General features: G+C 41.9%; 15 protein-coding genes. 13 read left to right on the forward strand and 2 right to left on the reverse strand.

All coding sequences use genetic code 11. The features are described from left to right. The first annotated feature begins 31 nt into the window (after window positions 1-31). Window positions 32-694, forward strand: coding sequence for a maleylacetoacetate isomerase (gene maiA / locus F0249_RS10845; protein ID WP_171756682.1), 663 nt, complete (start codon window positions 32-34; stop codon window positions 692-694). Window positions 695-847: 153 nt separating this feature from the next. Beyond that, window positions 848-1672 carry an ABC transporter substrate-binding protein gene (locus tag F0249_RS10850; RefSeq protein WP_171756683.1) on the forward strand — a complete coding sequence of 275 codons (825 nt, stop codon included), beginning with the start codon at window positions 848-850 and terminating at the stop codon, window positions 1670-1672. Here F0249_RS10850 and F0249_RS10855 read toward each other — a convergent pair whose 3' ends face one another. Further along, a complete protein-coding gene (locus tag F0249_RS10855) occupies window positions 1673-1963 on the reverse strand; it encodes a hypothetical protein (protein ID WP_017052271.1) in 291 nt (96 codons plus the stop codon). A gap of 170 nt (window positions 1964-2133) precedes the next feature. Further along, window positions 2134-2325 carry a hypothetical protein gene (locus F0249_RS10860; protein WP_017052270.1) on the reverse strand — a complete coding sequence of 64 codons (192 nt, stop codon included), beginning with the start codon at window positions 2323-2325 and terminating at the stop codon, window positions 2134-2136. Window positions 2326-2693: 368 nt separating this feature from the next. Here F0249_RS10860 and F0249_RS10865 point away from each other — a divergent pair, with 368 nt between their 5' ends. From F0249_RS10865 to F0249_RS10915, 11 genes are all read left to right on the forward strand, one after another. Then, complete coding sequence (locus tag F0249_RS10865) at window positions 2694-3359, forward strand: DUF2726 domain-containing protein (protein WP_017052269.1); 666 nt, start codon at window positions 2694-2696, stop codon at window positions 3357-3359. A 394-nt stretch (window positions 3360-3753) separates the two neighbouring features. Continuing rightward, window positions 3754-4560, forward strand: a complete 807-nt coding sequence (locus F0249_RS10870; RefSeq protein ID WP_017052268.1) for a hypothetical protein — start codon at window positions 3754-3756, stop codon at window positions 4558-4560. Between the two features lie 105 nt (window positions 4561-4665). Further along, window positions 4666-5328, forward strand: coding sequence for a response regulator transcription factor (locus F0249_RS10875; RefSeq protein WP_136994558.1), 663 nt, complete (start codon window positions 4666-4668; stop codon window positions 5326-5328). Then, on the forward strand, window positions 5328-6737 hold the full coding sequence (locus tag F0249_RS10880) for a sensor histidine kinase (protein WP_171756684.1): 1410 nt from the start codon (window positions 5328-5330) through the stop codon (window positions 6735-6737). The genes F0249_RS10875 and F0249_RS10880 overlap by 1 nt, the downstream gene beginning before the upstream one ends. Window positions 6738-6914: 177 nt before the next feature. Beyond that, window positions 6915-9044, forward strand: a complete 2130-nt coding sequence (locus F0249_RS10885; RefSeq protein WP_171756685.1) for a TonB-dependent siderophore receptor — start codon at window positions 6915-6917, stop codon at window positions 9042-9044. 226 nt (window positions 9045-9270) lie between these two features. Further along, window positions 9271-10134: a DUF3450 domain-containing protein gene (locus F0249_RS10890; protein WP_171756686.1), complete on the forward strand. Its 864-nt coding sequence runs from the start codon at window positions 9271-9273 to the stop codon at window positions 10132-10134. Window positions 10135-10216: 82 nt separating this feature from the next. Beyond that, entirely contained in the window at window positions 10217-11524 is a 1308-nt protein-coding gene (locus F0249_RS10895) for a MotA/TolQ/ExbB proton channel family protein (RefSeq protein WP_171756758.1), read from the forward strand. Then, entirely contained in the window at window positions 11524-12075 is a 552-nt protein-coding gene (locus F0249_RS10900; protein ID WP_171756687.1) for a MotA/TolQ/ExbB proton channel family protein, read from the forward strand. Before F0249_RS10895 ends, F0249_RS10900 begins: the two co-directional genes overlap by 1 nt. Then, complete coding sequence (locus tag F0249_RS10905; RefSeq protein WP_017052261.1) at window positions 12072-12476, forward strand: biopolymer transporter ExbD; 405 nt, start codon at window positions 12072-12074, stop codon at window positions 12474-12476. Before F0249_RS10900 ends, F0249_RS10905 begins: the two co-directional genes overlap by 4 nt. Next, entirely contained in the window at window positions 12476-13096 is a 621-nt protein-coding gene (locus F0249_RS10910; protein WP_017052260.1) for an energy transducer TonB, read from the forward strand. Before F0249_RS10905 ends, F0249_RS10910 begins: the two co-directional genes overlap by 1 nt. Beyond that, entirely contained in the window at window positions 13096-14349 is a 1254-nt protein-coding gene (locus F0249_RS10915; RefSeq protein WP_171756688.1) for a lipopolysaccharide assembly protein LapB, read from the forward strand. The genes F0249_RS10910 and F0249_RS10915 overlap by 1 nt, the downstream gene beginning before the upstream one ends. The last annotated feature ends 15 nt before the right edge of the window (window positions 14350-14364 follow it).

A 14364-nucleotide genomic window follows, 5' to 3' on the forward strand; every position in this document is an offset into this window, starting at 1 on the left:
ATATAAACTTAAGCTAGGGAATACCGCCGATATGAACAATAAAGAAAATACGACGATAATGCTTTATAGCTATTGGCGATCATCGGCGGCATACCGAGTCAGAATCGCGCTGAATTTGAAACAATTAGACTATCAAACTACCCCTGTTCATCTGATTAAGAATGGGGGAGAGCAGCATTCTGAGGCATTTCATGAAATGAATCCTAACGAGCTTGTTCCGGTATTAAAAGATGGCGATCTCGTTCTGAACCAATCAATGACAATCATGGAATATTTGGATGAAACCTATAGTGGTCATCCATTAATTCCTTCAAATGGTGAACAACGTTATACCGTTAAAGCGCTGGCACAAGATGTCGCCATTGATATTCACCCCATCAACAATCTACGAGTACTTCAATATCTTGAGCAAGAGTGCGAAATGACAGCAGAGCACAAGCAGAGCTGGTACAAACATTGGATTGGCATTGGGTTTGAAGCGTTCGAAACCAAACTTAAACACTCCTCTGGTTTGTATTGTGTTGGTGACGAGATCACGCTCGCTGATATTTGTCTTGTACCTCAAGTGTATAACGCAATACGTTTTGGGGTTGATATGACGCCATTTCCTACCATTGAAAGCATCTATGAACGATGTAATCAGCAAGCGGCATTCATTGATGCCATGCCTGAAAATCAAATTGATGCTGAATAAGTAAGAGGTAGAAATAACGATTACGGCAAAGCGAGTTGCTGAGTAAAGCGAATCGCGGTAAAGCTTAAAGGTATCGTACTGACCCCGCTAGACGAATTTTATAATCACTCCTACATTATTAATGATAATAATATAAATATATTTGGAGTGATTATGTTACTCATATCAAGATTAACTCTGATTATTGGCGTATTAAATGCCCTGATTTTAAGGGTGTTGAGCGTAAACAAATGGCTTTTTAGTACGCTACTTTTCAGTGTTACGTTTGCCAATGCGGCTTCATTATCTTCTTTAAACTATCTAACTGAAGAGTACCCCCCTTACAACTTTAGTGAAGATGGCGTGGTAAAAGGAATATCAGTCGACCTGTTAATTGAAGCGGCGCATCACTCTGGGGTCGTGTTAAACAATAAGGACATTACGATTCAACCTTGGGCGAGAGCGTATCGTGATGCACTTGTGAAGCCGAATGTGGCACTGTTTTCGATGACAAGAACGCCCAGTAGGGAAACATTGTTTAAGTGGGTTGGCCCAATAAGTAAAACGAGAGTTGTGGTATTGGCTAAAAAGTCGAATGAAATTGTAATTAATGAAAGCTTGGATTTAGCACAGTTTAAAATAGGCGTGATACGAGATGACGTAGGAGAACAATTGCTGATCAGTCATGGGATCCCAAGAGATTCGATGCAAGAGAGCTCTTATGCTGTGACGTTGGCAGAACAGTTACATAAAGGGCGGATTGATTTATGGGCATATGAAGAGAATGTAGCAAAATGGTGGATTCAAGTGAGTGGCTACAAAGCGAGTGATTTTGAACCCGTCTATATTTTACAAGAAGGTGAGTTATTTTATGCCTTCAATACACATATTGATGATGACACTATCGATTCATTGCAAGCGGGTTTAGACGCTTTAAAGTCAGTACATAATGAAGATGATGTCAGCCACTATCAAACCATTTTGAACCGCTATCAATAGCTACGTAATCAATCCGTTTCTCACTAAACTACGACGTACATTTTTGCATAACTTACCGAACTGTCTAATTTCCGTCATATTGGGCAGTTCTTCACGTTGAAGTTGAGCCTCCCAGTACAATACATCACTTTCCACCAGCTCAATTAACTTGCGTGGGCAACCGACACAAGTATCCCCACAGATCTGAGCTTCAGGTGCATCAAATGGAAAATCAGCTCTTACCGCAGTAATAATGTTAAGCATTGCTGTTTTGCGATCGGGTTTCTGAGTAAGTGCGGTGTTCTGAGTCATGTAAAACTTGCCTAAACGAATGGGAGCGCGATTTTATCTCAATTGAGAAGACAATCAATAAAAAGGTTTTTAAAAATAAGGAGAAAGGTTAGGGTAGATCGAGCCGCTTTATTGCAAATAAAAAGGAGCAGAAGCCCCTCAGTAATTTTGGCTCAGACTCTCTGAAAAAATTAGATCATTTGAGACATACTTTCGAGCATATCAATTAGCTCAGTTTCTGTTGAAGGCTCTTTTGCTAGCTCTACTGTTGCTGAAGCACCACCTTTAAGCATGTAAGCTCTGGTTCCACAGTGATCATAATGAAACCACTTACCATTTACGCACACATCCGTATAGCATCTCGGGTCTTGTTTTAGTTCCATATTGCCACCTATTAATTACATTTGCTTAACACTTTTAACCATAATGCATCTGCAAAACATCAAAAATGATCTAGATCAACAATAAAGAGCTTGGCTAATTGATGAGATATAATTCTTTGTTATTTAAGGATAATTTTAAATGAAGTTGATGGTATAGCATTGAAGCCATTTTCGATGAGAAGCCGATATTCATTTTTATCTCACGTTAGCAAACTCTAGGAGGTGGTTTCTGAGCTATGTTTGGATCATCTCAAACCCAAGTATTATTGGCTCTCAAGAGTTTCTTCTTGCCAATACGTACGTTTAAACATACGCTTAGATAACATAAAATCTCGATTAAGCTTTTGTTTTACAAGCAGTGTTGGATCATGACTAATATATTTATAATTGTTGCTGTACTTGTTTTGTTTTTTATCATCATTCAGAAATATGTCGTGAAGTCGGATGATACAAAAGATCATAATTATCAAAAGAAAAGTAACCTTCTTAATATGCAGGAAGGGGCCTTTTATAACGCCTTAAAATCAGCAGTGGGTGAGCATGGTGCCGTGTTTGCTAAGGTCAATATGTCTAGTGTTGTGACGCCAGCAAAAGCCCGAAATAAGAAAGATTGGTTTATCGCAAACAACAAAATTTCACGTAGTTACTTTGACTTTGTTGTGTGTGATCCTCGTTCAATGGAAATTCGAGTCGTCATAGCGTTAGATAATGGCAAAGAGCTTAATAAAGGCAAAGCCGAACGCGAAAAGTTATTGATGCATGTCTGTAAGACAGCAAACATTCCTTTGATTGGGGCGTCTGTTCGCCATAGCTATCAAGTGAGTCGGTTGAAGAGATTGCTGGCCGCGCATATTGATCTAATAGAACCCGAAAAAGAGGTTCGTTTTTGTCGAAAATGTGGCAGCCCAATGATCATCAAAGTGGCAAGCCAAGGCGAATTTAAAGGACGCCGCTTCTTCACCTGTAGTCGTCAGCCAAATTGTACCTATACTGAAAACTACAATGTTGTGTTTGAAATGGATAGCGAAGAATAAGTCACTCATTTCTTTATTTACAGCTTAAAACGCTACAATCCAAACCGCTAGTCTCAAACAGCTAGACTCGAACAGCTATGATTCGAATAACTACTACTCAAAACCGGCAATTCAAAAGCTTTCGGCCATTGCGCCATCATCTATGTGGCGCAGTATGTTCATTCATCCTCGCAATATTCATTCATCTTCGTAACTAAGAAACCTGAGTCACTTTCTCTTTTTACATCTATAGTTTAATGGTCATCCTAAAGTTTATGGCTTCCGCTTCGTACTACTACGATCAATGGCTGGCTCAAGTAAAGTCTGAGGCTAAAGATTAGAAGTAAGAGCGTCGAGGTCATAGAATGAAACTACTTTAGTTGTGATATCTTCCGATAACAGTAAAGGAGAGGCTATGCGATGGATTGGGAGTGCTGCTTTATTGTTTAGTTGTTCTGTGTTCGCAGAGCAGTCATCACTCACGTTAGCGTTACCGTCACAAAAAGATGGTGGTCATGCTTACTTTCATGATCTTCTCACTCAAGCTCTGAATGATGTTGACGTCCAATTAAATATCATCACTCCTGATAAACATATCCCCCAAAAACGTGCGGTAAAAATGGTCAGGAAAAATCAGCTCTCATTAATGTGGTTGATTCAAACAGATAGACGAGATGCTCAACTGACCCCTGTAAGAGTCCCACTGACGTCAGGTCTTATCGGTAAGCGCGTATTACTCATTCCTAAAGGGGCACAAGAGGCCTACGAACATATTTATGACCTTAAAGATTTACAGCGTTCTGGTTTAATTGCAGGTCTAGGTATTAATTGGTTTGATGTTGAAGTGTGGCATCAAAATCAACTCAATGTTTTCTTGCAAGATGGAGAGTGGCGAAACCTATATGGTTCTCTATCTGTTGACGGAGAAGTGAACTATTTCCCAAGAGGCGTAAATGAAGTAGTAGGAGAAGCCAAATTTAATCCCGCACTCGATATCGAACAGTATTTGTTACTTGAGTATCACCGAGATTTTCAATTCTATCTGAGTGAAGGGGCCTCAGTGCATAGAGAGCTTATTGAAAAAGCCTTAGTGCGAGCTAAAGAAACAGGTTTGATGAATGCTTTGATAGAAAAACATTGGAGCGATGACTTCGATGCTCTCAATCTAGATTCTCGTCGTATCATCCCACTTTCATCAGATAGTCCAGTCAGCCGTCAATAATCGAGTCAGTAACGCGAATAATTGATCGATTTATTGAGATCATATTGCTATCTGTAAATCTCAAGATTAGAATGCGAACCATTTTTATTACGATGTGGTTTAATTATGTCTTCTATCTTGGTTGTCGATGACGATGTACAACTGTGTGAATTACTCACCGAAGTCTTAATCGAAGAAGGTTATGACGTCAGTTCTGTTCATTGTGGTGAGAGCGCATTAGAGTTCATTCAATCTCATCCCGTTGATCTGGTTCTACTCGATGTCATGCTACCAAACCTGAACGGCCTGCAAGTCGCGCGAAGAATTTGCCAACGCTTTGCTACTCCGATTTTAATGTTAACCGCGCTGAACGATGAAGCGTCAATGCTCGATGGTTACCAAGCGGGAGCGGATCAATACATAGCAAAACCATTCAAAGTTCCTGAGCTACTCACTCGAATCAAAGTGATTTTGCGTCGAGTCGGTTTAGAGCGCCAGAGGCAGAGCCTAAGTTCAGTACCGACGAAAATTGCAGATCAACTCGCTCGTATTCCTTTAACAGGCACTGAATCAGAATTGTTGGATTACCTGATCAAAAACAGTGGGGTTATAGTTTCAAAAGCGGATCTACAGAAAAATGTATTGAAGAAAGAGTTGAGTCCGTTCGATCGAAATCTAGATATGCACATCAGCAATATTCGTCGCAAGATAGTTCAAGCGGGGTTATCGAAGCAACATATTAAAACCATCAGAGGAAGAGGTTATAGCTATTTAGAGGTGGCTAGCTAATGATGTTGAGTGAGATGGCATCAACAATTAAACCGTTTCGTTCGGGTTTAGCATTTAAATTATTTGGTTACTTAGCGGCAATACTGATATCGATCTTAGTGGTTCAAACGCTTGCAGAGAAAGCACTAGTGAAAGCATTGCTAAAAATTCCTGCAGAAGTAAAACGTGATATGCAGGATTTGGCCTATCAAGCGAACGTACTTATCAATGAAGGCGATATGGATGAGTTAGCGGATTGGGCGAATGCACAGCCCTATTATCTGTTCATTATTGATGACAATAAACGTCCGATTACCCATCGAAGTATGCACCCGCATTTTGAATTCAAGCTTCGCTATTTGCGTACGATCGATGTTCAGTTGGACGATAGAGTCAACCGTCCTTTGATCGGCCTACCGCTTGAAAATGGAAATACGTTGGTTATCCAGTTGCCTCATCAAGTTCATCCAGCCAAAAATTTTGTCTATTACTTTACTTTAATCAAAGTAGTGATCGCTTTTGTGATTCTGACTTTGTTTACTGGCATTATGCTGCGCTTTCTTCAGCAACCGCTCGATAGATTAAGAGAGGCGAGCCGTCGGTTATCCCAAGGTGACTTTTCCGTTAGTGTGGTTAATGAGCTGAACTCTAAAACCACAGAATTCCACGAGCTTGCCACTGATTTTGATCACATGACGCAGAAGATACACTCTTTAGCTGAAAAGCAGCGCAGACTCATTAGAGATGTGTCTCATGAACTTCGCACACCGTTGGCTAGGCAAAATTTAGCGTTACACTTGCTACGTAAGAAATCACAAGACAGCGAGCAGCATTTAATCACTCGGTTAGAGACTGAAATTAACGAGATGGATGATCTGATAGGGGAGATCTTACAGTTCAGCCGCTTGGAGAATTCGCAATACGATGCGGAATGCCTACCCTTACAACTTGAAAGCTATTGTGAAATTCAAGCCAGTCAAAGCAAAATGGAGTTAATTGGGAATCAACAGATCCAGACTCACTTGAATAACCAAACACCAATGATCAACGCCGATGCCCGTCTGTTACTGCGAATATTAAAAAACTTGATTGGAAATGCGATTAAATATGCAGGGCAAGATGCGGTGATTCAAGTGTCGGTGAGTAATGCTTTTACTGCTGACAAAAGTAAGCTTCAAAATGGCATACAAAATTTTGTGGTTGTGACGGTTGAGGATGACGGTCCTGGTATTCCTAAGCATCAATTAAAGTCTATTTTTGATCCATTCACTCGTCTTGAATCTGCGAGAGATAAGCAGTCAGGAGGTTATGGTTTAGGCTTAGCGATTGTGAAAGAGGCAATGAACTTAATGGACGGTAAGATCGTGGCAGAAAATAGCGAAATCACAGGTGGTTTAAAAATCAGTCTCTATTTTAAGTATTCTCATTAATATCTGTTTTTGCTGCCTCAGCAATCCTTTACATAAATTTACAAACGCAAAGAATGTAAATTTAATGCAAATAATAATAATTATCACTTATATTCACCTCCGAAATCAAACAAGGACACCGGCAACGGTTGAAACAGAGCTCAAATAGAGGCTCACCTAAAATATTCGGAGTGTAGGATGACATTTTCAAAGAGCCATTTGGCATTAATAATCGGCGCGGTTCTCGCAGCACCAAGTGGTGTAGCAAGTACAGAAGTAACAAAGACAGACGTTGATGAAAAGCTAGTGGTTACAGGACACGATTACGGCTACAAAGCTGATACGAACTCTACTGCAATGCGCATGGAGATGACTCAGTTAGAAACGCCAGGACAAGTTAGTGTCATTGACGAACAAGTTATTGATGAACAACGCGCGAGTACGTTAGGTGAAGTCCTTAAAAATGATGCTTCAATTTCAGCGGGTTCAAAATCAACCAACCGCGAGCGTTTTAACTTACGTGGTTTCTCATTAGACAGTGGCGCAAGCTACTTGCGTGACGGTGTACAACACTGGTCTCACTACCGCCAGCCAGTTGAATTGCTTGAACGTGTAGAAGTATTAAAAGGCCCTGCAGGTCTACTGTATGGTGAATCGACTCCGGGTGGCTTAGTCAATATGATTGCTAAGAAACCAACGTATGAAACTCAAGTGAATGTGAGCCAAGACATCGGTTCAGACAATTACACACGAACGGTTGCAGATGTAAGTGGTTCACTTAATGAAGATCAGACATTGCGTGCTCGTGTGATTGTATCTCAAGAAAACCAGGACTCATGGCGTACACGTTTTGACGGAACAGATGTTGAAACTGAGCGTTTCGTCGGTGGTCTATTTGTTGATTACGATATTAATGAAGATACGATGCTATCTGTTCATTACGATCGTACTCAAGAGCTAGGCGACTTAGATAATGGCTCAAAAATTGATACCACAACAGGTAAGGTGATTGACCCTTCAATCGTAAATGATCAACGTTTTGCTCGTACTGATAATGATGTTGCCAACTATGGTGCCGCCATTACAGCAAACTTGAATGATCAATGGTCAGTTAAGAGCGGAATCAGCCGTCAGTTTTATGAGCGTCAACGAACAGAATCGAACAACTCCGTTCGCGGTGCTGGCAATAATCAATTCGGTTACAAAGTATCAGATAGACACGATGAATGGACATTTGATACCGCTTATGTTGATTTCACCGGAGATTTTGATGCACTAGGTGTGAATCACCGATTACTTGTGGGTGCAAACGGTCTTCACTACGATTACAAGCGTTTGTACGAAGCCGGGTATACCTGTGTTAACGGAACAGAAGCGGAAGCGATCAACGAGTGTGGCAATGGTTTCGATAAACCATCAGACATCAGCTACCGCAACGATACAACAGAATCGCACTCTCAAAGCAAACATTATGGTGTTTACGTTCAGGATCTAGTCAGCTTTAATGATCAATGGCAAGTTCTAGCGGGTGTCCGTTTTGCGCATGACAAAACAGAAAGCAGCAGCGGCAAAAAAGAGAGTTACAACAATGTTCTTCCAAAGCTTGGATTAATATACTCTCCAGTTGAAAATGGGTCTATCTACGCGGTTTACTCAGAAAGTTTTCAGCCTGTTGGTGAAATCACTAACCAAGATGATGTGAATTTTGGTGATAGCCAAGATGCTAAAAAAGGCACGCTTTACGAGGTAGGTTCAAAATGGGATCTGTTTGATGAACGCCTGTTTGTTTCTGGTGCGCTGTTCCAAATCACTCAATCGAACATGCAAGTGACGGAAGATTTTGATACCCCAGTCAATGGAAAAGACCAGATCACGACGCAAGTTGGTGAACAAGTGCATACTGGTGTTGAACTATCGGCAACAGGTTTCGTTATGGATTCATTGTCGGTAAGCGCATCAACGATGTTCTTAGATGCTGAATACAAAAATGATCCTGATTTGAATGGTAAGACGCCTGCTGATGTTCCTGAATTTACAGCAAGTATTTGGTCAACTTATGCGTTCAATAATGGCACAGACGTGAACTTAGGTGTTTACCACGTAGGTGAGCGCTACACGGAAAGCGCTAACACCTTTAAGAAAGATGCGTATACTCGTGTCGACATGGGTGTTTCACATACCGTTAAGTACGATGAAAATCTTGATTTCGTTGCTCGATTTAACGTTGAAAACCTATTTGATACCGACTACCTAGAAGGCGGTAGCACAAGTGGTGTCGTTGTCGGTGAAGGTCGCAACTACATGGCAACGCTACAAGTTAAATACTGATAATGGGGTTTAGCCATTTAGTACAGTAAAATACTAATTGAAGGGAAAGGTCATACTTTCCCTTTCTTAGGTTATAAATTTTGCAAGAGTTTACATCATCATGCAAAATGGATGGTATTGATAATGGGTATTGTTATCAATAGGTTTGAGCAGTACTCATTAACCAATGAACATCGTTATAGATTAACGTCTGTTTGGTTCTCTTTTCACACAATTGACTACAACTATGAATCATTTTAAAACCAGTTTAATGCTTATCATCGCCGCGAGTGTTACCCCCGTAAAAGCGAACAGTTTGGATACGGCGCGTTCTATTGAAAGTAAAACAAATGCCGCTTCTGCCATCAGCCAGAAAAAGATCGATCAAAGTGCTCAAATGACACTGAGTTTAAAAGCGGAAATAGAACAACTTCAAGAAGAGGTTGATAACCTTGAGGTGTACCGAAATCATCTATCAGCCTTGGTCGATAACCAGAACCAAGAAGCGGACAGTTTGAATGTTCAAATTGAAGAGATTAAGCATACACGTCAGGGCTTGGTGCCATTGATGTATAAAATGATTGATGGTCTAGAACAGATTATTACAAACGATAGGCCGATTAAGCCGGAGTTACGCATAGAGCGGCTCACTAAGCTCAAAACCATGATGAGTCGAGCGAATGTTAGTGATGCTGAAAAATATCGTCGAATCTTAGAAGCCTACCAAATTGAAATGGACTACGGCACCAAATTAGGCAGCTACCAAGGGCAGGTTATGCTCGCGTCTAAGCAAGTGATTGATGCCGACATTCTCTATTTAGGTCGTGTTTCGCTGGTGGCCCGCAACCTTAAAGGCGATCAATTTTGGGCTTGGGATCAAACAGAAAAGCAGTGGCAACTTCTCGACGCATCGGTTAATAGCGATTTAGACAAAGCGTATGATATCGCTTCAAAACAGGCGGCTCCAAGTCTGATTACGCTGCCAGTGTCTGTATCGAATGCTCAACAGCTAAATTTGCATACCTCCTCTCGTTCGCAAGCTAATATGATAAAAAACCAAGCCAACATGATAAAAACCAATGTGACAGCAAGTAATTCGGAGATAAATTAAGATGATCAATGTATCTCTAACGTCAACATTTTCTAGCCTTCGAGTGCTAGGGCTATCACTGGTTCTTTTCTGTCACAACGCTATGGCTACGGATGCTCTCGTTCACCAAGCTAAAATCGAAAATACCCAGCAAAAATCACATAACGTTCAACGTGAAAAAGGCTTCAAGCAGACTGAACAAACATTCCAACAACAGAAAAATGAGTTGTTGGCTAAACGTAAGCAACTCCAAGCTGAAACGGATAAATTATCAACCCAGTTTAGTGCGAATGAAAACCGATTGGCAAAATTGGAAGAAACATTACGTCTGGATGCAGGTAGCCTAGGTGAGCTGTTTGGTGTTGTCAGACAATCGGCAAAGGATTTAAAACGAGAGCTTGATTCGTCTATCACTCAAGCGGACGCAGCGAGATATTCGCAAACCGTTACCGATATTGTGGATGCTCAATCACTACCATCAATGACTCAATTGACAGGACTGTGGTTAAGCATGGTCGAACAGATCCGTGCCAGTGGCGAACTTGGACAAACAAGCATTACCTATATTAATGGTGACGGTGAACGTTCAGAAGTCGCGGCAGCACGATTAGGTGTATTTGGTCTGATAGGCGAACAAGGTTACATGAATTTGAATGGCAAGCGCCAAACCGCCACTCACTACTTAAAGCAGCCAGACAATGGACCGACACTTTCGACTGTTTCAACTCTTCGAAATGGTGGTATTCAACAGATCGTTGTTGATCCATCACGTGGCGTAATGCTCGAACAATTGGCGAATACTCCAAGCTTTAAAGACCGTATTCAAGCGGGTGGTGTGGTTGGCAAAATCATTTTAAGTCTACTTGGGATCGGTTTGATTATCGCTCTGTATCGTGGTGTCGCATTACTCATCGCACAACAAAAAATTAAGCGACAACTGAAGAACCCAACACAAGCTGGAGATAACCCACTAGGTCGAATTCTAGCCGTATACGATGGTGAGCAAAATCGTAGTGTTGAAGCGCTAGAACTTAGATTGCTAGAAGCCGTTGTTGATGAGCAGCAAGGGTTAGAGAAGGGTCTATCAATGCTGAAACTATTGGCGGCTTTAGCACCAATGCTTGGTCTGCTAGGTACAGTAACAGGCATGATTGAGACGTTCCAAGTGATTACTCAGTTTGGTAATGGCGATCCAAAAGTGATGGCTGGCGGTATTTCAATGGCACTGATCACGACCGTACTTGGTCTGGTTGCTGCAATGCCACTGTTGCTTGCACATAACGTATTGAGCTCTCAGGCAGAGAACATACGCACTATTTTAGAGAAGCAAGGAATTGGCTTAGTGGCTGAACAAGCTGAAAAAACAAATCCTCAAGCTCCGATTGCTCACTCTGTTGGAAATGCAGCGTAATGAATGGCTTTGTAATTCCTGAGTTTATCCAGAACCTCGATTGGGTACTTGCTCTGTCTCATTTTATGGAACAGGGCGGGCAGATCCTATGGTGGTTAGCGGCAGTCGTCGGAATTTGTTGGTTACTAGTGATTGAGAGAGTGATTTACCTCGCGTTCTATTTCCCGAAGCAGCGAAAAGCACTTCAACGACAATGGTCGCAAAGGGACGATCATCACTCGTGGCATGCTCATGCAATACGAGATGGCTGGGTGTCTCAAGCGCATATCGCACTCAATCAGAATCTGAATATGATCAAACTCTTGGTGGCGATCTGCCCCATGCTTGGTTTGCTTGGAACTGTGACGGGTATGATTTCAGTATTTGATGTAATGGCGACTCAAGGCAGTAGTAACCCAAAATTGATGGCGTCAGGTATCTCACTCGCGACATTGCCGACAATGGCTGGAATGGTCGCTGCATTAGCGGGAATGTTTGTACATGCGCGTTTGGCAAAGGTCTGCAACTTGTCTGAATTGAAATTAGAAAAATCTTTAAGGAGTCAGAAATGAGGCTCGGTAGACGTCACGTAAAAAATGAAGAAGCACAAATCGATCTGACTTCTATGTTAGATATCGTCTTTATCATGCTGATCTTTTTTATTGTGACAAGCTCATTTGTTAGAGAGTCGGGGGTTGACGTTAATCGCCCGCAAGCTTCAAACGTGACCAGTCAGAAAGAGGCCGGAATTTTTGTCGCCATCACCTCTGCGAACGATATTTATATTGATAAACGACTGGTGGACGCTGAACGAGTAGAAGCAACACTGGAACACTTATTATTAGAACAACCTGAAGCGTCGTTGGTGATCCAAGCGGATGAACATGCGTATAACGGCACGGTAGTCAAAGTGATGGATGCTGCAAAAGGTGCTGGCGTGAAGAGTATCGCGTTGGCGGCGGAGAAGCTCTAATGCTACGTTTACTCATGGCGTTGCCGTTTGCGGTAGCGATTTCGATTGGGCTATTCACCTTTATGGCTTGGATGGTAGACAGCGGTCACCAACGGACACCGGAGCAAGCTGAAACGCTCAGTTTTAATATGTTGATGATAGAACAAGAAGAAGCGTTACAGCGTAGAAAGCGAAGTGTGCCAGAACAGCCTAAAGCGCCAGAAATGCCGCCTAAATCAGCAATGAATCAAGCTAAAACAGAGGCCACCGTTAGCAATCCAAAGTTGTCACTGCCAGATTTAGGACTTAACACCGTCGCCAATGGGTTAGCGATCAATATGCCGACATTTGGTGATTTTGGATCCAATCAAAAAGCGATGCCACTTTACCGAGTGGAGCCACGTTATCCAGCAAAAGCAAAAAAACGTAAGGTGGAAGGTTTTGTTGAGATGGAATTTACTATCGACAAAACAGGCCGACCTACGGAGATAAAAATCACGAGTGCTAAACCTGCACGAATGTTTGATCGTTCAGCAAGGAGAGCGCTTAAGAAGTGGAAGTATCAACCTAAAATTGTTGATGGTCAGTCTGTTGAGCAGTTAGGACAGACCGTTAGAATAGAATTTAAAATGGATAAATAATGAAACGAGTATTTAAGCCTTTTCTTACTGCATTTTGGGTTCAGTTTTTGGTTGTACCGATGGGGATTTCTGCGGAACTCAGTCAGTACACTGCAAATCGCGTACAGCGAGCGCATCAACTCCAGCAAGATGAAAAACTATCAGAAGCGATTGGTACTCTAAATGATTTAGAGATCAATCGAGATTACGATAAAGCGTTTGTAGCGCGGATGCTGGGGGTGTTCTATTGGCAAAATGAACAAGCGGAACTGGCGATTGAGCAGCTCACATTCGCGGTAAACAGCCAGTTACTTGAAGATGCTCAAGCGTGGGTCACTAGGCGTATGCTTGCTGATATTTTGTTGAGTCAACAGCACTTTGAGAAAGCAATTCCCCATTATTATGAATTATTGAAAACACGACCAGATGACAAAAAAGGCGCGGAGTTGTGGCTGCGTGTTGCACAGAGTCATTACCAGTTATCTCAATGGGAAAAGGTGCTGGTTTCGATCAGTAAGTTTGATCGCAGCAATCGAGTTAACGCCCATACAGGAGCTCTTTCAGACAACAAAGATAAGAATGCAGACGCTACTGAACTGACGGATAAGTTTTCATCTCTATCGTTAAAACTCGGAGCGCAGATGCAATTAAAGCGTTGGAAGGATGCGATTCCAACCTTAGAGCAACTCATCCATTTACAGCCAAATAAAGTGAACTGGTGGAGGCAGCTTGTCGGGCTTCAACTTAAATTGAACAAAACGGACTCCGCGTTAGATTCTCTGGCGTTAGCTAAATTGCAAGGCGTTGCGTTGTCACAACAAGATCTGATTTTATTGTCTCAACTCTATTCGAAAAGAGGCGTACCGGAACGCGCTGCTCAAATATTGAGTGAACTGGCTGATGCAGAATCAGATGTCACCTTGCTGAGTCAACAGGCCGCTTATTGGCAACAGGCAAAAGAGTGGCAACATGCGATTTCTACGTGGTCGCTTGCGGCTAAGCTTGAGCCTAAATATCACTGGCAAGTTGCACAATTATTGGTGCAAGAGGGACACTATCAGCGAGCATTATCGGAATTAGATAGAGTCACCGAAAAGGAACGAAAAGCCGATGTGGCGCTAGCGAAAGTGCGAGTTTATTACAAATTGAATAAGCTCGACAAAGCGTTAGCCAATGCAAAGAGAGCGGACAATATCGAACCTTCCAGTGAAGCAAAAAATTGGATGAAATATCTGACTCAGTTGAGAGTGGTATCGGATTCAAAATCCTCTTAATTTGTTTCGAGCTAT

The sequence above is a fragment of the Vibrio sp. 03-59-1 genome, from assembly GCF_013114135.1.
GTDB classification, from domain to species: Bacteria; Pseudomonadota; Gammaproteobacteria; order Enterobacterales; family Vibrionaceae; genus Vibrio; species Vibrio cortegadensis.